Genomic DNA, 19,422 nt, shown 5'->3' with positions numbered 1-19,422 from the left:
GCTTGCGCAGTTTTCCCCCTTTTTGCCGCCCGGCTCGCGCAGGCCGCACGGACGCCTCCTCAGAGCATTGCATGCCCTCCCATACCGATTCCCGCCGCCTGTCGGGTCTGTCGTCTTCCCTTGTTTCCTTCCGCCGCCACCCGCTGGCACTGGCCTGTGCCGGTCTGGCCCTGGTCGGCAGCTTCGGTGCCGCCGCGCAGGACAGCGCGCCGACCCCGACCGGGCTGGACACGATCACCGTGACCGCCGAACACCGCGAGCAGAACCTGCAGGAAGTGCCGGTCTCGGTCGGTGTGGTGCAGGGCGAGCGCATGCGCGACTTCACCGCCGGCGGCGACGACACCCTGCTGGCGCTGTCCGGCCGCGTGCCGAGCCTGTATGCGGAAACCACCACCGGCCGCATCTTCCCGCGCTTCTACATCCGCGGCCTGGGCAACATCGACTTCTACCTGGGTGCCTCGCAGCCGGTGTCGATCATCCAGGACGACGTGGTGCTGGAGCACGTGGTGCTGAAGTCCAACCCGGTCTATGACGTGGACCAGGTGGAAGTGCTGCGCGGCCCGCAGGGTTCGCTGTTCGGCCGCAACACCACCGCCGGCATTGTCAAGTTCGACACCCTGAAGCCGACCCAGGACTACACCGGCCGCGTCAGTGCCAGCTACGCCACCTACAACAGCGTGTCGATCGACGGCGGCTTCGGCGGCCCGATCAACGACGTCGCCTCGTTCCGCGTGTCGGCCCTGTACCAGCACCGCGACGACTACGTCGACAACACCTACAAGGGCCCGAGCGCCGATGGCACGGTCAGCCCGAAGAAAAACGCCATGGGCGGCTTCGATGACCGCAACGTGCGCGCGCAGCTGCTGCTGACGCCGAGCGACCAGTTCTCGATCCTGGCCTCGGCCCACGCCCGCGATTACGAAGGCACCTCGACCCTGTTCCTGCGCGGTGCGCTGACCAAGGGCTCGAACAAGACCGACGTGCCGCGCGACAAGGTTGCCTACGACGAAGCCGACAACAACCCGCAGGCGTACAAGACCTACGGCGGCTCGGTGAAGGCACGCTACGACCTCGGTGCGATCGACTTCACCTCGATCACCGCCTACGAGACCACCTCCGGTTACAGCCGTGGCGACACCGACGGTGGCGCAGCGGCGAACTTCCCGGTGAACGGCGTGCCGAACGGCTACGGCCAGTCGATGGGCCGCATCCGCGACCTGGACCAGTGGACCCAGGAATTCCGCCTGGCCAGCCATGACGACAGCGCGCTGCAGTGGCAGGCCGGTGCGTTCTACTTCAACGGCAGCGACACCACCGACTTCTACCAGCGCGCGTGGTTCCTGCAGGGCGCGGCGCGTAACCCGAACAACTGGGTGCGCCTGCGCAACAAGAACACCTCGTGGGCCGGTTTCGGCCAGATCAGCTACGCCTTCACCGACAAGTTCACCGTCACCGCTGGCCTGCGCCAGACCAAGGACGAGAAGCACACCCGCCTGCTGAAGACCGCTGATACCGCTGCCGGCGTGGTCACCTACAAGGGCCGCACCGACGTCAAGATGTCCGATACCACGCCGAGCTGGGATCTGAGCGCGATGTATCAGTTCACCCCGAACGTGAGCGTCTACGCCAAGGTCGCGCGCGGCTTCCGCGGCCCGACCATCCAGGGCCGTTCGGCGGTGTTCAATGCCGATTTCACCACCGCCGATTCCGAGACGATCCTGTCCTGGGAAGCAGGCGTGAAGAGCAGCCTGTGGGACAACCGCCTGCGCCTGAACGCCACCGCGTTTACCTACACCGTCAACGACATCCAGCTCAACGGCAACGACTCGGACGGCAACGGCGTGCTGTTCAACGCCGACAAGGCCAAGGCCTACGGCTTCGAAGCGGACATGGAACTGCGCCCGATCCCGAACCTGACCCTGAGCGCTGGCCTGAGCCTGCTGCACAGCGAGATCAAGGACAAGCGCGTGTACGCGCAGGTCTGCGGCCTCAACGGCCAGGTGGTCTGCACGGTGAATGACCCGACCATCAAGGTCGGCGCCAACACCTTCGCGCAGATCGACGGCAACCCGCTGCCGAACGCACCGAAGTACAACGTCAACCTGGCCGCCCGTTACGACTTCCCGGTCAGCGACGCCGGCACCATGTTCGTCTCCACCGACTGGAACAAGCAGGGTTACACCAGCTTCGTGCTGTACGACAGCAAGGAGTTCAACTCCAAGGGTGACTTCGAGGGCGGCCTGAAGATCGGCTACTCGGGCAACTACGGTGCCTACGAAGTGGCGCTGTTCGCGCGCAACATCACCAACGAGAAGAACCTCAAGGGCGTGATCGAGAATTACATGGCCGCGGTCTACAACGAACCGCGCACCGTGGGTGTCTCGCTGAACATGAACTGGTAAGGCTCTGGCGCGGTGGCGGGTTTTCCCGTCATCGCACCGCTGGAATGCAAAGGGCGGCCCGGAGTTCCGGGCCGCCCTTTTCGTTGTTTCAGACTGCGGTAAGGTCGCTGTCCTGGCTGCGCTGGCCGAAGGTCAGGGCCCAGGTGGCGCTGTCCACCTGCTGGCGGTCCTGCGCCTGCTGCTTGCGCGCGCGGCTGGCGCCGAACCAGCGGCCTTCGCCGTTGATCAGCGGCGCCATGCGCACCACATCCACGTACTCCGTATCGATCTCGCTGGCGCGCTGCAGCCAGGTCAGGGCCAGGAAGGCGTTGGCCGGCACGCCGTTGCCGAAGTGGTAGATGTCGGCCAGGTAGCCGGCGGCCCACAGCTTGTCGTTGTCCTCACCGCGCCACCACAGCGGAATCAGGGCGCGTTCGACCGCTTCGCGCTTGTGCGCGTCGTTCTGGCCATCGAAGGCCAGGCAGGCCAGGTTGCGGCAGGTCGGGCCCCACACGCGTTCACCGGCGTCGGCTTCGCGCAGGCAGCGCAGGTACAGTTCGCGCGCACGCGCTTCGTTGTCAGCGCCACCAGCGGCAACCAGGCGCACGCCAAGGTTGTACGTGGCGATCAGGTCGCCGCCTTCGACGGCACGCTCCTGCCAGTACAGGGCCTTCTGGGCATCAACGAAGTCCGGCTGGTCGCGGCCGCCCAGCCGGCCCTTGTACAGGTCGCACAGCGCGGCCATCGCACCGGCGTCGCCGTCGTCGGCCATGCGCTGCAACAACGACAGGCCCGCGTCCTGCGAGACATCGCAGAACAGGTTGGACGCAAAGGTGACCGTGGACGTCTTCTGCTGCGCCGCCAGTTTCAGGGCGCGCTGCAGCATGGGCTGCGCACGTGCCGGATCGGCGGTCTGGCCGAGCATCCCATGCTCGATGGCGGTAGCCGCCCAGAGCAGGCCGAGCGCCGAATCGCCTTCGCGCGCTGCGTAGTCCACGACCTGCGCGAACAGCGCTTCGGCGCCGTCAACATGGGCGAACCAGGTGCAGGCCTCCAGGCTGCTGAAACCACCGTGCAGGACCATGTCACGATCCAGTGCCCACGCATGCTGCAGGTCCTCAAGCGCGGCCTGCATGCAAACGGCATCCCATTGCACCTGGTCTTCGATCTCCTCGATGCGCCCGAGATGAAAGCGGAGTGCGGCGCGCTGGATCAGGACTTCAGCGCGCACGTAGCCCTCCAGGTGCCAGTCCAGGATCTGCGCATACGCACGCTCGTGCACGGCCACCGCTTCGGCATCACCGCGGCGCGGCAGCTCGCCCATCCAGTCCTGTTCCTTGCACCAGCGCAATGCGTTGCGCTGTGCCAGCTCCAGGCCGCGGCACCAGCTGCCTTCGATGAAATCCTCCATCGCCTCGTGGCTGCCGCCCCAGCGCGGGTACAGGTAGTAGAGGGTGTCTTCCAGCGTCCCCAGGTCGTCTGGACGCTGTTCCAGCACCAGGCGCATCCAGTACGCGAGAGGGGCATCGAAATCGTCCTCGCTGCGATCGCGCAACAGCGGCGGCAGGCATTCCGGCAGGTTCTGCAGGGGCGCACCGAAGCGCGACAGCAACTGCAATGCCTGCGGCCACGCCTGCGGATAGTGCTCGGCCAGGGCGGCTTCATCGGACTCCGGCGATTGCCCTGCCTGGAGCGCGCGCAACCAGTTTGGTTCACGCAGGTAGCTGGTGATGCGCTTGATGCCATCCAGCGCCAGCGCCGGTCGCTGCGACAGCGCGATCGCCTGCAGATAGGCATGCACGGCGTGGTCGCGCGCCTGCTGTGCGGCCAGCCACTGGCTGTCTTCCACCAGTGCGGCCACGTCGGCGCTGCGCAGGGCGCCAGCGGCCGATTCCCAGCAGGCACCCAGGCGCAGGCGTGCGTAATAGCTGTGCGGATCGGCGGCAACCCACCGTTGCGCCTGCTGCAGGCGCTCATCCAGGGGCAGCGCTGTGTCCTGCAGGTTGCGCAGGCGCCAGCGGATGCCGGGCAGTGGCCGAGCGCCGTTCAGCCAGGCCTGTTCGTGTGGTGCCAGCAGTGCATCCAGCGCTGCGTAGTCCTGTTCCTGCAGTGCGCTGCGCGCCTGCGCGCGCCAGGCCAGGTCGTCCATGGAAAGACCGCCTTTCGCAAGTCCATTTGTCATCTGATGCAATCCAACAATAGCGGGGACGCTATTGGACAGGTCCACGCGCGCGCCGGCAAGCGTGGCAGATGCTCATGTCTGCGGTGCCGGCGCCGGTTTGCCCGGCGCCGGTTGATCTCAGTGCGCGGGCAACAGTGCCTGCAGCCGCGACTCCAGTTCCTGCTGGCGCCAGCCGGCCAGTGCGGCCGGCCACTGGCGACGTTCCAGATAGCTTTCCAGATGCTTGCGCGAGGCGAGAATGCCATCCGGCAGCCCCAGCTCACGGCTGCGCTCGGCCACCGCATCCTGCAGCTTCTTCAGGGCCTGCTTGTTGCTGTCGTTGGCCGGCAGCGCCAGCGGCGCGTCGGCTTCATCGGCAAACGGCGTGGACAGCGCCTGCCAGACAGCGCCGGCCAGCTTGCGCGGTGCCTTCGGGAACTGCTCGAACAGCTTGCCCAGCGCAGCCTCGTCGGCCGGTGGCGTGCGCGCGAGGGTGGCGGCCAGTTCGTTGTCCAGGATCCAGCTTCGCGGGCGGTCGCTGTTGCGTGCCTGCACGTCGCGCCAGCGCAGCAGGCGCAGCAGGCGGTGCTGGGCGGCAGCATCAAGGAACTGTGCCGAGCGCATCGCCAGGTGCGGCCAGCGGTCTTCATCGTTGGCGACGCTGGCCAGCAGCCGCTCGCCATCGTCGTGCAGCCACTGCTGGCGGCCGAGCGCCTGCAGCCTGGCATTGATGGCGTCGTGCAGTGCGAACAGATGCTCGACGTCATCGGCGGCGTACTGCAGCTGCGACTCGGACAGCGGGCGGCGCATCCAGTCCGAGCGGGTCTCGCCCTTGGCCAGCGCCACGCCAGTGATCTCCGCCACCAGCTTCTGGTAGCCCATGCCGCCGCCGATGCCGGCCAGCGATGCCCCGATCTGGGTGTCGAACAGCGGTCGCGGCAGGACGCCGCAGGCCCACTTGAAGGCAACCAGGTCTTCGCTGGCGCTGTGCATCACCTTGGTGATGGATTCATCGGCCAGCCACGGCGCCAGCGCCTCGGTCATGCCGGGAATCAGCGGGTCGATCAGCAGGATGTCCTGCCCAACGGCCATCTGCACCAGTGCCAGCTGCGGCCAGAACGTGCGTTCACGGATGAATTCGGTGTCCAGGCCGATGCGGGTCGGGCGCTGCTGGAAGTACGCATCCAGCTCGGCGGGGGTGGTGATCCAGGTTGCCACGGGTCAGGGCCTACTACTCGGGTTTGCTCAGGCAGGGGAGAATAGCCTAACGTCGGTCCGCGTCCGTGCCGAAGGAGGCTCTGCTTGCGTTTTCCGTTGTCGCCCGTGCTGTGCACCGCCCTGGCCGTGGCCCTGGCCGGCTGCACGCCGTCGCCGTCCGCGCCGGCGGACAGGGCCGCCAGCAGAGAGGCGCCCGCGGCCGAAGGGGCCGACACCGGCACCGATGCCAGTCGGCAGGCCGGGCAGGGCAGCGTGACCATCGCCGGTGAAGATGCCGCCGAGGACGTACAGCAGTGGACGCCGCCACGGGTGGATCGCCAGGGCCGCAGCCTGGCCCAGTTGCGCCGCGCCGCAGAGCAGGCGTTCGCCGAAGGGCGGCTCTATGAAGATGCGGACGCTGCCATTCCGCTGTGGCTGGCGGTGCAGGAAGAAGACCCGGATGACCGTCAGGCCCGGCTGGGCCTGCAGCGTGCCCGGCAGCGACTGCAGCAGCTGGCCGATGCCCTGCTGGTGCGGCCGCTGAAGCAGCGCGAGGCACTGGCCGAGGCCAGCCGCCAGGCACTGGTGTTGCTGACCCTGGCGCCGAAGGATGAGAAGGTGCGTGCGCTGCAGGCGCGGGTGGAGCTGGCGCAGCGCGTGGTGGCCTACAACCGCGCCGGCGAGGAGGACCTGCGCTCGGACCGGATCGGTGAGGATGGCGACGGTGCCATCGGCAATTTCCGTGAGGCGCTGGCGCTGGATGAAGACAACAGCCGCGCACGGCAGGGCCTGGCTGCAGCCGAGAGCGGGTTGATCCGCCGGGCCGAGGATGCCGCGCGGGCGCGCGATTTCGCCAGCGCAGGTACCTGGCTGGCCGAAGCCAGCAAAGTGCGCGATTCGTCGCCGACGATTGCCGACGCGTTCGAGCGCATCGAGCAGATCCGCGCCGCCACGCTGCTGCAGCTGCGTGATGACGGCCTGCGCGACCTCGCTACGCCACAGGGCCTGAAACCGGCGCGCGAGAAACTGGCCGAAGCGCTGCGCATCGCCCTGCCGGGTGACGCCGTGGTGGGGCAGTTGCGCGAGCGCATCGACCTGGCCACCCATTACGGCAGCTTCCGCCCGGGACAGGTGTTCAGCGACGCCATGCGCGATGGCGGGCGCGGGCCACAGATGGTGGTGGTGCCCCACGGTGGTTTCCAGATGGGCGCGGGCGATGCCGAGCCGGGCTCGAGTGATGCCGAGCGTCCGTCGCACTACGTGCGCTTTGATCGCGGCTTTGCCATGGCGATCACCGAGATCACCGTCAGCGATTTCGAGCGCTACGTGAAAGCGTCCAATGCGCGTCCACGCGCGACCCGGCGCGGCCATTCGGTGGTCTACGACGAACGCAGCGGCAATTTCATCCGCCGCAGTGGCGTGGACTGGCGCTCGGACTACGACGGTGGCCGCGCGCTGGGCAACTCGCCGGTGATGCACGTCAGTGTGCGTGATGCCGAGAACTATGCGGCGTGGCTGTCCGAGCAGACCGGCCGCAGCTACCGGCTGCCCAGCGAAGCCGAGTTCGAGTACGCGCTGCGCGCTGGCAGCAGTGGCCGCTATCCGTGGGGCGATGCCGGCGTGCCGCCGCCGGGCAGCGGCAACTTCACCGGCAGCAAGGACGTTTCGCCTTCGGGCCGGCACTGGCACAACGCGTTTATCGGGTACGGCGATGGCTGGTGGGGGCCGGCGCCGGTGGCCAGCTTCCAGGCCAATGCCTTCGGGCTGCACGACATGGGCGGCAACCTCAGTGAATGGGTGGCCGACTGCTGGCATGCCAGCTATCGCCGCGCACCGTCCGACGGCGTCGCCTGGTTCAACCCGGGCTGTCGGTCGCGGGTGATCCGCGGTGGCAACTGGGCCAATGCCCCCGAGCAGACCCGTGCGGCCTGGCGGCAGTCCCAGGATTCGGATACCACCAACGCCCGCATCGGCTTCCGCCTGGTGCGCGGCATCTGAGCGGCACCCGGCTTCACCCGCTGCGGGCAACGGCGCACTAAGATTGCGCCGTGCCCGCCGGCCGGCGGGGCCAGCAGGAAGTCCCCCCGATGCGCAACGATCCCTTCTCCCGCTCGTCGCAAGGCCCGCAGCGGCGTGGCCTGTTCGGCAACATCCGCTGGTGGGTGCTGCTGCTGGCCGCCGGCTATGCGCTGTTCTACTGGTTCTCCAACCGCACGGTCGATCCGTACACCGGCGAGAAGGTGATGATCGACAGCAGCCTGGACGCGCGCCAGGAAACCGCGCTGGGGCTGCAGGCCTACCAGCAGATCCTGTCGCAGGAACGGCCGATGGACCCCAATGCACCGATCGCGCGCGATGTGCGCGACATCGCCCAGCGGTTGATCGCCAAGGTGGACGTGGTGGAGACGGCGCTGGCGCAGGAGCATGGCGTGCAGCCGGCGCATTTCGCGCGGGATTTCCAGTGGGAAGTGAACGTGATCCCGTCCGAGCAGGCCAATGCGTTCTGCCTGCCGGGCGGCAAGATGGCGGTCTACACCGGGCTGGTGCCGGTAGCGCGCACCCGCGATGCGATGGCGGTGGTGATGGGCCATGAGATCGCCCACGCGCTGCTGCGCCATGGTGCACAGCGCATGGCCCAGCAGAAGCTGACCCAGATCGGGCAGGTGGCCGGCGCCGCCAGTGGCATGGATGCGCAGCAGCAACAGATGATGATGTCGGCGATGGGCTATGGGTATCTGCTGCCCTATGCGCGCAGCCACGAGACGCAGGCGGATGAAGTGGGGCTGATGCTGGCCGCAGCGGCATGCTTCGACCCCCGCGAGGCGGTGCCGCTGTGGCAGCGCATGGGCCAGGCCAGTGGCGGCCAGGCGCCGCCGGAGTTCGCCTCCACCCACCCGAACCCGGGCACCCGCATCCAGAACCTGCAGGCGCTGATGCCGAAGGCGCTCGAGTACCGGCAGAAGTTCTGCGAGCAGGCAAAGTAGGGGGTTGGTCGGCAGGGCTTGCAGCCCTGCACCTGCCGAAGCCAGAGCAACAGCAACAGCAACAGCAACAGCGTGCATTCCGTGGGGTGGCGGGCTGGGTCCGGTTGCGGGAGACGCCGTAAACCCGTCCATGGGGGCTTGGCCGCGGCATCCATGCCGCGGACACTCCCGCAACCGGACCCACCCCGCCTTCGACAGATTTCTGCTGCTGTTGGTAGGTTTCGACCTTGGTCGACACGGTAGAACCACGCCATGCGTGGATGCTTTTCGATCTCAATTCGAAATATTCGATTTCGATGGAGATTCATCCACGCATGGCGTGGATCTACCCGATCGCGGAAAACTGTCAGAGGTGGGGCGGTGTCGGAGTGCGGGGTGTCAGCCGCATGGATGCGGCTGCCAAGCTTACAGGGATGTACTTGCAGCGTCCCCGCACTCCGACACCGCCCCGCCATCCCACGGAATGCTCGCTTTTGACGTTGACGTTGCCTTGGCTTGAAGCCTCTGCAGGTGCAGGGCGCAGCCCTGCCGAACAACCCTCTACTTGACCTGCACGTCGATCACGCCGTCGCCGACGCGTGCCTGCAGCGCATCGCCAGGCTGCACCTGGTCGACCTTCCGCACCAGGGTGCCATCGTCGCTGCGGGTGAGGATGCTGTAGCCACGGGCCACGGTGGCCAGCGGGCTGACCGCCTCCAGCGAACGCGCCAGCCCGCGCAGGCGCAGTGCATCGCGTTCCAGCAGGCGTTGCATTGCAGCCTGCGGACGCCCGCGCAGGGCGGCGAGGCGGCGCTGCATCGTGTCGAGCTGGCGCTGCGGATGGTGCCCGCGCAACACCGCCGCTGCATGACGCAGGCGCGCGGCACGACGCTCCTGCTGCTGGTTGAATGCCGCATGCAGGCGTCGCCCCAGGTCCAGCTGGCGGCGACGCAGCAGATCCAGTCGCGCCTGTGGGCTCTGCGCGTTCAGGCGCAGCAGTGCACGGTCGGCACGCTGCATCGCCTGCTGCATCGCGTGCCGTTGCAGCTGCACCATGCGTGCCGCCGTACGGCGCAGGCGCAGTGCCAGTTCGCGCTGGTCCGGCACCAGAAGTTCGGCGGCCACCGACGGTGTCGGCGCGCGCAGGTCGGCGGCGAAGTCGCTCAGGCTGAAGTCGGTTTCATGGCCAACGGCCGAGACGACCGGCGTGTGGCTGGCCGCAATCGCGCGGGCCAGCGCTTCATCGTTGAACGCCCACAGGTCTTCCAGCGAACCGCCACCGCGGGTCAGCAGGATCACGTCGTAGCGGCCACTGGCATCGGCGGCCTGCAGCAGGCGGGTGATCTGCGCGGCGGCCGTGCTGCCCTGTACCAGGGTCGGCAGCAGGTCCACTTCCAGCAGTGGGAAGCGGCGGGCCAGCACGCTCAGCACATCGCGCACGGCGGCGCCGGTGGGCGAGGTGATCACCGCCAGGCGCTGCACGTGGGCCGGCATCGGCCGTTTGCGTGCCGGGTCGAACAGGCCCTCGGCCTCCAGCCGTGCTTTCAGCTCCTCGAACGCGCGGCGCAGTGCGCCTTCGCCGGCTTCCTCCATGTGGTCCAGCACCATCTGGTACTCGCCACGAGCGTCGTACAGGGTCACCTTGCCGCGCACCAGCACGCGCATGCCTTCGCGCGGCACGAACTTCAGGTACTGCGCCTTCATCCGGAACATCGCCGCCCGCAGCTGGGCGCGGGCATCCTTCAGGGTGAAGTAGAGATGCCCGGAGGCGGGGCGCGCCACGCTGCCCAGTTCGGCCTCGACCCAGATCGCCGGGAAGCTGCCTTCCAGCAGGTCACGGGCCAGGGTGTTGAGCTGGCTGGGGGTGAGGATGTCGTTGTTGCGTGGCTGCATGGGAACGGCGTGCGGCAGGTGGAACGGGTGCTCAGGATCGCACGTCAGCGCGGTGCGTGCTGGCCCAGCGCCCACTGCACATGTTCGCGCACCAGGGGGGAGGGATCGTCGGCACGAGTGTGCAGTGCGGCCAGCGTTTCGGCCGTGGTCGGCGCATTGCCCAGTGCCACGGCGATGTTGCGCAGCCAGCGCTCGTGGCCGCTGCGTCGGATCGGGCTGCCTTCGGTGCGGTGCAGGAACTCGGCTTCGTCCCAGGCGAACAGCTGGTCCAGGCGGGCAGTGTCGAGGTTGTTGCGTGCGCGGAAGTCGGCTTCGTCGGTGCGCTTGGCGAACTTGTTCCAGGGGCAGACCAGCTGGCAGTCGTCGCAGCCGTAGATGCGGTTGCCCATCAATGGCCGCATGTCTTCGGGGATGGCGCCGTCGTGCTCGATGGTCAGGTAGGAAATGCAGCGCCGCGCATCCAGACGCTGCGGGCCGGTGATGGCCTGGGTCGGGCAGACATCGATGCAGCGCGTGCAGGTGCCGCAGTGTGCCGTGGCTGGCGTATCGATCGGCAGCGGGATATCGATGTAGATCTCGCCGATGAAGAACCACGAACCGCCGTGGCGATCGATCAGGCAGGTGTGCTTGCCGATCCAGCCCAGCCCGGCGTTGCGCGCCAGTGCGCGTTCCAGCACGGGGGCTGAATCGACGAACACGCGGTAACCCAGGGGCGCCACTTCGTCGTTGATCTGCGTGGCCAGCTTCTGCAGCCGGTTGCGCATCAGCTTGTGGTAGTCGCGGCCCAGCGCGTAGCGCGCCACGTAGGCGCGGCCGGGATCGGCCAGGGTGGCCCAGGCTTCGGTGTCGTCCTTGTGGCTGTAGTCCATGCCTACCGAGATCACCCGCACCGTGCCGGGCAGCAGCTCGGCGGGACGCGCGCGCAGGGTGCCGTGGCGCGCCATCCAGTCCATCGTGCCGTACAGGCCCTGGCCCAGCCAGTCGGCCAGGTGCGCCTCATCCTCGCCCAGCTCGATGCCGGCGATACCGCAGCGCTGGAAGCCATGCGCACGCGCCAGTTCGCGGATGCGCTGCACGGCCTGGGCCGGATCGACAGGGGTGGGGGCGGGGGACATGTGCACCAGTATAAAATCCCTGCATGGCCAACCTTGCCGATCTGTTTGATTCCGTCGCTGCGCGTGCGCTTGATGCGCAGGCCTCGGCACTGGCTGCCGATGGCGGCTGGGGCCTGATGGCGCAGGCCGGCCAGGCTGCCTGGCAGTGCCTGCTGCAGCACTGGCCGCAGGTGCGGCGGATCGGCGTGGTGGTCGGAGCGGGCAATAACGGCGGCGACGGCCTGGTGCTGGCCCGCCATGCACGGCAGGCGGGGCGCGTGGTGACGGTGATCGCCTTGCCGGGCAAGCCACCGTCAACCGTGCTGGCACAGCGTGCAGCATCGGATTTCAAGTCCGACGGCGGCATTGTCATGGAATTCGATGGGGCCTTGCCCGAGGCGGATATCTGGGTCGATGCCCTGTTCGGGCTGGGCTTCGACCGCGCGCCCGAAGGCGCGGCGCAGGCGCTGATCGCCGCCGTCAATGCGCAGGCAGCACCGGTGCTGGCGCTGGACGTCCCCAGTGGCGTGGATGCCGACCGCGGCGCGGTGCCGGGTGTGGCGGTGAACGCCGCACTGACCCTGCAGTTCATCGTGGCGCATCGCGGCCTGTATACCGGGGATGCGCTGGATCATTGCGGGCAGAAGGCGCTGGCACCGCTGCAGCTGCCAGCGGCTGCATGGCAGGGCGCATCGCCCGCCGCGGAGCACTGGACACAGGCGCGTTTGCCGGCACTGCTGCCACCACGCCGCGCCAATACCCACAAGGGCGAATCCGGGCACGTGCTGTGCGTCGGCGGCAACCATGGCAGCGGCGGGGCCATCGCAATGGCAGCCGAAGCGGCACTGCGTGCCGGTGCGGGGTTGTTGAGCCTGGGCACCCGGCGCGATCACGTCGGCCCGTTGCTGGCTCGGCTGCCCGAGGCCATGACCCATGCGCTTGAAGATGGCGATGTGCTGCCGGCGCTGCTGGACAAGGCCAGGGTGGTGGCGATCGGCCCCGGCCTGGGCCAGGACGAATGGGCGCACGCACTGTTTGCGCGGGTGCTGGCCGGCGACAAACCGCTGGTGGTTGATGCCGATGCACTGAATCTGCTGGCGCAGGATCCGCGCGCGCTACCGGACGCCATCCTTACGCCACACCCGGGCGAGGCCGCGCGCCTGCTCGGCTGCAGTACCGCTGACATCCAGGCCGATCGCTACCGCTGTGCGCAGGCGTTGGCCGAACGCTTCCATGCCGTGGTGGTGCTGAAGGGCGCGGGCAGCATCGTGACGGCGCCCGGGCAGGCGCCACGGCTGATCGCTGCAGGCAATCCCGGCATGGCCGTGGGAGGCATGGGCGACCTGCTCACCGGCATCATTGCCAGCCTGCGCGCGCAGGGGCTGGCCGCCTTCGACGCTGCCGCCGCTGGTGCCCTGCTGCATGCGCTCGCTGGCGACGCTGCGGCCGCCGACGGCGCACGCGGCCTGCTTCCCACTGATCTGCTGGTGCCGCTGCGGCGACTGGCCAACCCGGAACGCTCTTCATGACTGATTTCTTCCTTGCCGACAGCGACGCAACCGAACTGCTCGGGCAGTGGCTGGCGGCGACCCGGCCGCCGCAGGCGCTGATCGAGCTGCGCGGCGACCTCGGTGCCGGCAAGTCCACCACGGCCCGTGCACTGCTGCGCGCGCTGGGTGTGCAGGGTGCCATCCGCAGCCCGACCTATACCCTGGTCGAGCGCTATCCGCTGGCCAGTGGCGGCGAGGCCTGGCACCTGGACCTGTATCGCATCGGCCAGGCCGGCGAACTGGATTTCCTTGGCCTGGATGAGGGCAGCGCGGTGCTGTGGCTGGTCGAATGGCCCGAGCGGGGCGCCGGCGCGTTGCCACCGACCGACCTGGTGGTAGCGCTGGAAATCGAGGGTCAGGGACGCCGCGTGCGTCTCACTGGGGCCAGCGACGTAGGGAATGAATGGCTGAAACGGCTCCCTCAAGGGGGCGACTTGCAGGCCATTTCTGTCGGCTGACGAGAACAAACACCGGCAGGTTACGGATTATTAAGGAAAAAGGTGTTGCATTCCGTTCAGCGCGGTGATTGAATCCTGAGCCATGCGCCCGGGGAACCGTCTCATCGCCATCTGTGCCGCCGTCGGACTGGGTCTGGCGAGCGTCAGTGCGTGGGCCGGTGAAGTCCGCCAGGTCCTGCTTAATACGGGCGCCACCGGCACCCGTGCCGAGATTTCGCTGGTCGGCAGTGGCGGTTACAAGACCCTGTCGCTGGCCGGACCGAACCGCCTGGTGGTCGATTTCCCGGACTCCAGTGCCATACGCAACCTGAAGATGCCGGCCGCGCAGGGCGTGGTTACGGCGGTACGTACCGGACAGCCGGTGCCGGGGACCTTCCGTGTTGTTTTCGACCTCGCTGAATCGGTGGCGCCGTTCCGCCCGCAGATGCAGCGCGAGGGCAATGAATCCAAGCTGGTGATCGAATGGCCGGGCGATGGCCCGGCCGTGGCCGCCAGCCGTCCTGCAGTGACGCCGGCGGTGCAGCCGCAGGCACCGGTGGCCACGCCCGCGCCGACCCCGGCCGAAAGCGCGCAGTCGCGTACCGATGCCGCGCGTGCGACCGCGCTGCTGACCGCGCAGGTGCGGCAGCAGGCCAGTGCCACCGCCGCCGCACCGGCCACGCCGACCCCGGCGCCGTCCACCGCACCGGCCCAGGTTGCGGCTGCCGGTACCGTGGCCAGCAGCTCGCCTTCTTCCTCGCCGGCCGCGATCCTCGCCGGCCAGCGCACCGCCGCCGTGGTGACCACGCCACCGGCGACCGTACCGGCACCGGCACCGACGTCGGTGGAACCGCCGCGTCCGGCCATGCCCAGTGATGCCTCGCGCATCCGCATGCAGGCCGGCATGCGTCATCTGGTGGTCGCCATCGATCCCGGTCACGGTGGCCAGGATCCGGGCGCGATCGGCCCGACCGGCAAGCGCGAAAAGGATGTCACCCTCGCGGTGGCCCGTGAGCTTGCCCGCCAGGTCAATGCCACGCCGGGCCTGAAGGCGTACCTGACCCGCGACAGCGACGTGTTCATCCCGCTGCCGATGCGCGCGCAGAAGGCGCGTGCGAACAAGGCCGACATCTTCATTTCGATCCACGCCGATGCCGCTGAAAACCGTTCGGCCACCGGCTCGTCGGTCTATGTACTGTCGACCAAGGGTGCTTCTTCGCAGCGCGCCCGTTGGCTGGCAGACAAGGAAAACGCGGCCGATCTGGTGGGTGGCGTACGCCTGCAGCAGACCGAGGGCACGCTCGCCAACGTGCTGCTGGACCTGGCCCAGAGCGGTTACATGAAGGCGTCTGAAGATGCCGCCGGCCACGTGCTGGGCGGCCTGAAGCGGATCGGCAACAACCACAAGCCGAACATCGAACGCGCCAACTTCGCCGTGCTGCGCACCTCGGACATGCCGGCGATGCTGGTGGAAACCGCGTTCATCTCCAACCCGGACGAAGAGCGCCGGCTGATCGACCCGGCCTACCAGCGAAAGATCGCCGGTGCCGTGCTCGATGGTGTGCACACCTTCTTCAGCCGCCAGCCACCGCCGGGCACGCTGTACGCGGCCCGCGCCCAGGCCGAGATCGACGCTGCCGGCACCATGGCCGGCGGCAGCAAATAACCCGCTTCCCGCAGGGCGCGGTAGAGTCGCCTGTTAGTCGACTACGCGCGCAGCGCGGGGTTTTTGCCGCTCGGCGAAGGGCAGTCGACTGACAGTCGACTCTACCGCGCAGCGCGGGGGGCGGTGCCCGGCGAAGGACAGTCGACTGACAGTCGACTCTACATGGGGCGGCTCCGCTATCATCGACCCATGAAGTCTGCTGCCCATCCTCTCCCATGAGTGCGCCCGGCCCGCGTCCGATCCGGCCGTTGCCGGAAATCCTGATCAACCAGATCGCCGCCGGCGAAGTGGTCGAACGTCCTGCATCAGTGGTCAAGGAACTGGTCGAGAACGCGATCGATGCCGGCGCCAGCCGTGTCGACATCGACCTGGAAGAGGGCGGTGTCCGCCTGATCCGCATCCGCGACAACGGCAGTGGCATCGCACCGGAACAGCTGCCACTGGCGGTATCGCGGCATGCCACCAGCAAGATCGCCGACCTCGACGACCTTGAATCGGTGGCCACGCTCGGTTTCCGTGGCGAAGCACTGCCCTCGATCGCCTCGGTCAGCCGCTTCACCCTGTCCTCGCGTCGCGCACATGACGAACACGGTTCGGCGCTGCAGATCGAAGGCGGCAAGATCGGCGACGTCACGCCACGTGCGCATGCACCGGGTACCACGGTGGAAGTGCGCGAGCTGTTCTACAACGTACCTGCGCGACGCAAGTTCCTGCGCGCCGAGCGTACCGAACTGGGCCATATCGAAGAATGGTTGCGTTCGCTGGCGTTGGCGCGACCGGATGTCGAGCTGCGCGTGTCGCACAACGGCAAGGCCTCGCGCCGCTACAAGCCAGGCGACCTGTATTCCGATGCGCGGCTGGCCGAAACGCTGGGCGAGGACTTCGCCAACCAGGCCGTGCGCGTGGACCACAGCGGTGCGGGCCTGCGCCTGCATGGCTGGATCGCGCAGCCGCATTACTCGCGGGCCAGCGCTGATCAGCAGTACCTGTACGTCAACGGCCGTTCGGTGCGCGATCGAAGTGTCGCCCATGCGGTGAAGATGGCGTACGGCGATGTGCTGTACCACGGCCGGCAGCCGGCTTATGTGCTTTTTCTGGAGCTGGACCCGACCCGCGTCGATGTCAACGTGCACCCCGCCAAGCATGAAGTGCGCTTCCGTGATTCGCGGCTGGTGCACGACTTCGTCTACCGCACACTGAAGGACGCGCTGGCTGATACCCGCGCCGGCATGTCGGTGCAGGAGATCGGTGCGGGTCCGGTGCATCCGGTGGGCGCCGCTGCTGCATCGATGGCATCGAGCGCGGGCGCGTCGGGTTTCGGGCTGGTGCGTGGGCCTGCGCCGGGTGCCGGATCAGGCGGCGGTGGTGGTGGTTTTTCCGGCTGGCGCCCGCAGCAGCCCCTTGGGCTGCAGGTGGCTGATGCGCCGGCGGCCTACGCCGCGCTGTATGCCACGCCGGCCGGTGCCGAACGCGGGGCGGCGCTGCCGCCGATGCCCACCGAGAACGGACTGCCGGTCACCAGTGCCGATGCCGGTGTGCCGCCGCTGGGCTATGCGATCGCGCAGCTGCATGGCATTTACATCCTGGCCGAGAACGCAGAAGGCCTGATCGTGGTCGACATGCATGCTGCGCACGAGCGCATCGGCTACGAGCGCCTGAAGAACGCACACGACGGTATCGGCCTGCAGTCGCAGCCGCTGCTGGTGCCGATCACGCTGGCAGTGGGCGAGCGCGAGGCCGACACTGCCGAAAGTGAAGCCGAAACGTTGGCGGCGCTCGGCTTCGAGGTGACCCGTGCCGGTCCCGGATCGCTGCACGTGCGCAGCATTCCAGCGCTGTTGGCGCATGCCGAGCCGGAGGGGCTGCTGCGCGATGTGCTGACCGACCTGCGCGAGCATGGCCAGAGCCGCCGCGTGGCCAGCGCACGCGACGAACTGTTGTCGACCATGGCCTGCCACGGTGCGGTGCGTGCCAACCGGCGCCTGACCGTGCCGGAAATGAACGCGCTGCTGCGCGACATGGAAATCACCGAGCGGTCCGGCCAGTGCAACCACGGCCGGCCGACCTGGGCCCGTTTTTCGCTGGCGGAGATCGACCGCTGGTTCCTGCGCGGACGTTGAGGGGAGCATCGATGCGTTATCGGGGAATGGGCGGCCTGCTGGCCGCCTTGCTGTTGGCCGCGTGCAGCCCGGCGACACCGCCGGCGCCGAAGGTCGCTGAAGATCCGGCCTATGCGGCCGCGCAGCAGCAATGGCGGGTGGCCCGTTACCAGGACCTGACCCGGCCCGATGGCTGGACGGCCCTGGTCGGCCTGCATTGGCTGCAGAACAAATCACACTTCGTCGGCAGCGGCGCCACCAATGGCATCCGGCTGACGGTCGGCCCGGACAAGCTGGGCCTGCTGCGTCGCGAGGGCAGCCAGTGGTGGTTCACGCCCGAAGCCGGTGTGGATGTCAGCCATGATGGCCAGCCGGTGCGCGCCCGTATCCGCATCGACACCGACAAGGATCCGCAGCCAACCCTGTTGGCCTTCGACGATGGCAAGGGCCAGCTCAGCATCATCCGGCGCGGGCCGCGCGATGCGCTGCGGGTCAAGCATGCCGATGCGCCGGCGCGCCGTGATTTCGCCGGGCTGGAGTACTGGCCGGGTGGTCCGGACTGGCAGGTGCAGGCACGTTTCATCCCGCATCCGGCGGGCAAGACCCTGCCCATTGTCGACATCACCGGCCTGACCACCGAGATGCCCAATGCGGGCGCGGTCGAATTCGAACGCGACGGCCGTACATGGCGGCTGGAGGCGATCGGAGCCACCGGGCAGCCGCTGTTCCTGATCTTTGCCGACCGCACCAGTGGCCGCGGCAGTTATCCGGCCGGGCGCTATCTGGATACCGATGCGCCCGCTGCCGACGGCACGGTACGCATCGATTTCAACCATGCCTACAACCCGCCGTGCGCATTCACCGCCTATGCCACGTGCCCGCTGGCGCCGCCGGAAAACCGGCTGGACCTGCGCGTGGAAGCGGGCGAGAAGGCCTACCACCTGTCTGAAGGAGAAGGCTGAGATGCCGTTGAAGCGACTGTTCCGTGCAACGCTGCTGATGGCAGCGTTTGCAATCGCACCGCTGGCACCGGCGCGCAATGCACCGGCCGCCGACGCCGCTGCCGCGGCGGCAGCCAAGCCGCCGGTGCCACTGCTGTGGAAGGTGACCGGCCCGGGTGATTCACGCGTATACCTGCTTGGATCATTCCACCTGTTGAAGCCGCAGGACTACCCGCTGTCGCCCGATGTCGAGCAGGCCTTCGAGGCTTCGCAGCGGGTCGTGTTCGAACTGTCGCCGGAGGACATGCAGTCGCCGCAGCTGGCCAGCCGCATGGTGCAGGCTGCAGTGCGCACCGATGGCAGCGAGCTCAAGCGCGATCTTGACGCGGCCACCTGGCAGAAGCTGCAGGCGTTTGCATCCGGGAACAAGCTTCCGCTGGCACAGATGCAGGGCATGAAGCCCTGGTTCGTCGGCCTGAGCATTTCGGTCGGGCAGATGCAGAAGATGGGCCTGGACCCGGCGCTGGGCCTGGACCGTCATTTCATGGAGCGCGCGCAGAAGACCGGCCGCAAGACCGCGGGGTTGGAAGACATCGATACCCAGATCGGCATGCTCGACGGCATGACCGTGCAGGAGCAGCGGCAGATGCTGTCCGAGGCGCTGGACCAGGCAGGCAAGGGCGATGAGCAGGCACGCCAGCTGCACGACGCATGGCGGCGCGGCGATGAGCGCGTGTTGTGGACGAAGATGGCCGCGGAAATGCGCCAGCAGTACCCGCAGCTTTACCAGCGCATCAACACCGGGCGCAACGATGCGTGGGTACCGAAGCTGCTGCCGTACCTGCAGGCCGGGCAGGGTGGCACGCTGGTGGTGGTCGGTACGCTGCACCTGCTGGGCAGTGACGGCGTGGTCGAGAAGCTGAAGGCGAAGGGCTACAAGGTCGAACGCGTATGCACGGGGTGCAAAGCGAAACGTTGATGCTCCGCCGGGGGCACAAAACAAAACGGCGCGCCATCGGGCGCGCCGTTTTCGTATCCGA

Annotated in this window: 13 protein-coding genes; 9 read left to right on the top strand and 4 right to left on the bottom strand. The window is 68.0% G+C overall.

Features of this window, described 5'->3' with window-relative positions; genetic code table 11:
* Positions 1-71: 71 nt before the first annotated feature.
* A complete protein-coding gene (locus tag QP552_RS14315) occupies positions 72-2,402 on the top strand; it encodes a TonB-dependent receptor (protein WP_286073927.1) in 2,331 nt (776 codons plus the stop codon).
* 88 nt (positions 2,403-2,490) lie between these two features.
* On the opposite strand, the gene QP552_RS14310 is transcribed toward QP552_RS14315, so the two are convergent.
* Both QP552_RS14310 and rnd read right to left on the bottom strand, forming a co-directional pair.
* On the bottom strand, positions 2,491-4,530 hold the full coding sequence (locus tag QP552_RS14310) for a DUF4034 domain-containing protein (RefSeq protein WP_258394087.1): 2,040 nt from the start codon (positions 4,528-4,530) through the stop codon (positions 2,491-2,493).
* Between the two features lie 150 nt (positions 4,531-4,680).
* Positions 4,681-5,760 carry a ribonuclease D gene (gene rnd / locus QP552_RS14305; RefSeq protein WP_286073926.1) on the bottom strand — a complete coding sequence of 360 codons (1,080 nt, stop codon included), beginning with the start codon at positions 5,758-5,760 and terminating at the stop codon, positions 4,681-4,683.
* Positions 5,761-5,844: 84 nt separating this feature from the next.
* On the opposite strand from rnd, the gene QP552_RS14300 reads away from it, so the two are divergent.
* Both QP552_RS14300 and QP552_RS14295 read left to right on the top strand, forming a co-directional pair.
* Positions 5,845-7,737, top strand: a complete 1,893-nt coding sequence (locus QP552_RS14300; RefSeq protein ID WP_286073925.1) for a formylglycine-generating enzyme family protein — start codon at positions 5,845-5,847, stop codon at positions 7,735-7,737.
* Between the two features lie 89 nt (positions 7,738-7,826).
* Positions 7,827-8,723, top strand: a complete 897-nt coding sequence (locus QP552_RS14295) for a M48 family metallopeptidase (protein WP_100443791.1) — start codon at positions 7,827-7,829, stop codon at positions 8,721-8,723.
* A gap of 540 nt (positions 8,724-9,263) precedes the next feature.
* On the opposite strand, the gene xseA is transcribed toward QP552_RS14295, so the two are convergent.
* Positions 9,264-10,595 (bottom strand): exodeoxyribonuclease VII large subunit, encoded by a 1,332-nt coding sequence (gene xseA / locus QP552_RS14290; RefSeq protein ID WP_111112364.1) that lies wholly within the window; start codon positions 10,593-10,595, stop codon positions 9,264-9,266.
* 44 nt (positions 10,596-10,639) lie between these two features.
* Positions 10,640-11,710: a tRNA epoxyqueuosine(34) reductase QueG gene (gene queG, locus QP552_RS14285; RefSeq protein ID WP_111112363.1), complete on the bottom strand. Its 1,071-nt coding sequence runs from the start codon at positions 11,708-11,710 to the stop codon at positions 10,640-10,642.
* 23 nt (positions 11,711-11,733) lie between these two features.
* Here queG and QP552_RS14280 point away from each other — a divergent pair, with 23 nt between their 5' ends.
* From QP552_RS14280 to QP552_RS14255, 6 genes are all read left to right on the top strand, one after another.
* Positions 11,734-13,218 (top strand): NAD(P)H-hydrate dehydratase, encoded by a 1,485-nt coding sequence (locus tag QP552_RS14280; RefSeq protein ID WP_286073924.1) that lies wholly within the window; start codon positions 11,734-11,736, stop codon positions 13,216-13,218.
* Positions 13,215-13,697: a tRNA (adenosine(37)-N6)-threonylcarbamoyltransferase complex ATPase subunit type 1 TsaE gene (tsaE, locus tag QP552_RS14275; RefSeq protein ID WP_099497572.1), complete on the top strand. Its 483-nt coding sequence runs from the start codon at positions 13,215-13,217 to the stop codon at positions 13,695-13,697. Before QP552_RS14280 ends, tsaE begins: the two co-directional genes overlap by 4 nt.
* Positions 13,698-13,779: 82 nt before the next feature.
* Positions 13,780-15,342, top strand: coding sequence for an N-acetylmuramoyl-L-alanine amidase (locus QP552_RS14270; RefSeq protein WP_111112360.1), 1,563 nt, complete (start codon positions 13,780-13,782; stop codon positions 15,340-15,342).
* A 215-nt stretch (positions 15,343-15,557) separates the two neighbouring features.
* The gene (mutL, locus tag QP552_RS14265) at positions 15,558-17,462 is read left to right on the top strand and encodes a DNA mismatch repair endonuclease MutL (RefSeq protein WP_111112359.1); all 1,905 of its coding nucleotides are present in this window, start codon (positions 15,558-15,560) and stop codon (positions 17,460-17,462) included.
* A gap of 11 nt (positions 17,463-17,473) precedes the next feature.
* Complete coding sequence (locus QP552_RS14260) at positions 17,474-18,403, top strand: DUF1684 domain-containing protein (RefSeq protein WP_286073923.1); 930 nt, start codon at positions 17,474-17,476, stop codon at positions 18,401-18,403.
* A gap of 1 nt (position 18,404) precedes the next feature.
* Entirely contained in the window at positions 18,405-19,361 is a 957-nt protein-coding gene (locus tag QP552_RS14255; RefSeq protein WP_106551378.1) for a TraB/GumN family protein, read from the top strand.
* Positions 19,362-19,422 lie beyond the last annotated feature (61 nt).

It is taken from the genome of Stenotrophomonas sp. 59 (assembly GCF_030291095.1).
GTDB classification, from domain to species: Bacteria; Pseudomonadota; Gammaproteobacteria; order Xanthomonadales; family Xanthomonadaceae; genus Stenotrophomonas; species Stenotrophomonas maltophilia_Q.
Note: the sequence above shows the minus strand (reverse complement) of the source record. Positions and strands in the feature narration are given on the sequence as shown.

Coding starts and splice junctions, on each gene's coding strand:
- QP552_RS14315 (WP_286073927.1), top strand. CDS start 72: ATGCCCTCCCATACCGATTCCCGCCGCCTGTCGGGTCTGTCGTCTTCC.
- QP552_RS14310 (WP_258394087.1), bottom strand. CDS start 4,530: ATGGACGACCTGGCCTGGCGCGCGCAGGCGCGCAGCGCACTGCAGGAA.
- QP552_RS14295 (WP_100443791.1), top strand. CDS start 7,827: ATGCGCAACGATCCCTTCTCCCGCTCGTCGCAAGGCCCGCAGCGGCGT.
- xseA (WP_111112364.1), bottom strand. CDS start 10,595: ATGCAGCCACGCAACAACGACATCCTCACCCCCAGCCAGCTCAACACC.
- queG (WP_111112363.1), bottom strand. CDS start 11,710: ATGTCCCCCGCCCCCACCCCTGTCGATCCGGCCCAGGCCGTGCAGCGC.
- QP552_RS14280 (WP_286073924.1), top strand. CDS start 11,734: ATGGCCAACCTTGCCGATCTGTTTGATTCCGTCGCTGCGCGTGCGCTT.
- tsaE (WP_099497572.1), top strand. CDS start 13,215: ATGACTGATTTCTTCCTTGCCGACAGCGACGCAACCGAACTGCTCGGG.
- QP552_RS14270 (WP_111112360.1), top strand. CDS start 13,780: ATGCGCCCGGGGAACCGTCTCATCGCCATCTGTGCCGCCGTCGGACTG.
- mutL (WP_111112359.1), top strand. CDS start 15,558: ATGAGTGCGCCCGGCCCGCGTCCGATCCGGCCGTTGCCGGAAATCCTG.
- QP552_RS14260 (WP_286073923.1), top strand. CDS start 17,474: ATGCGTTATCGGGGAATGGGCGGCCTGCTGGCCGCCTTGCTGTTGGCC.
- QP552_RS14255 (WP_106551378.1), top strand. CDS start 18,405: ATGCCGTTGAAGCGACTGTTCCGTGCAACGCTGCTGATGGCAGCGTTT.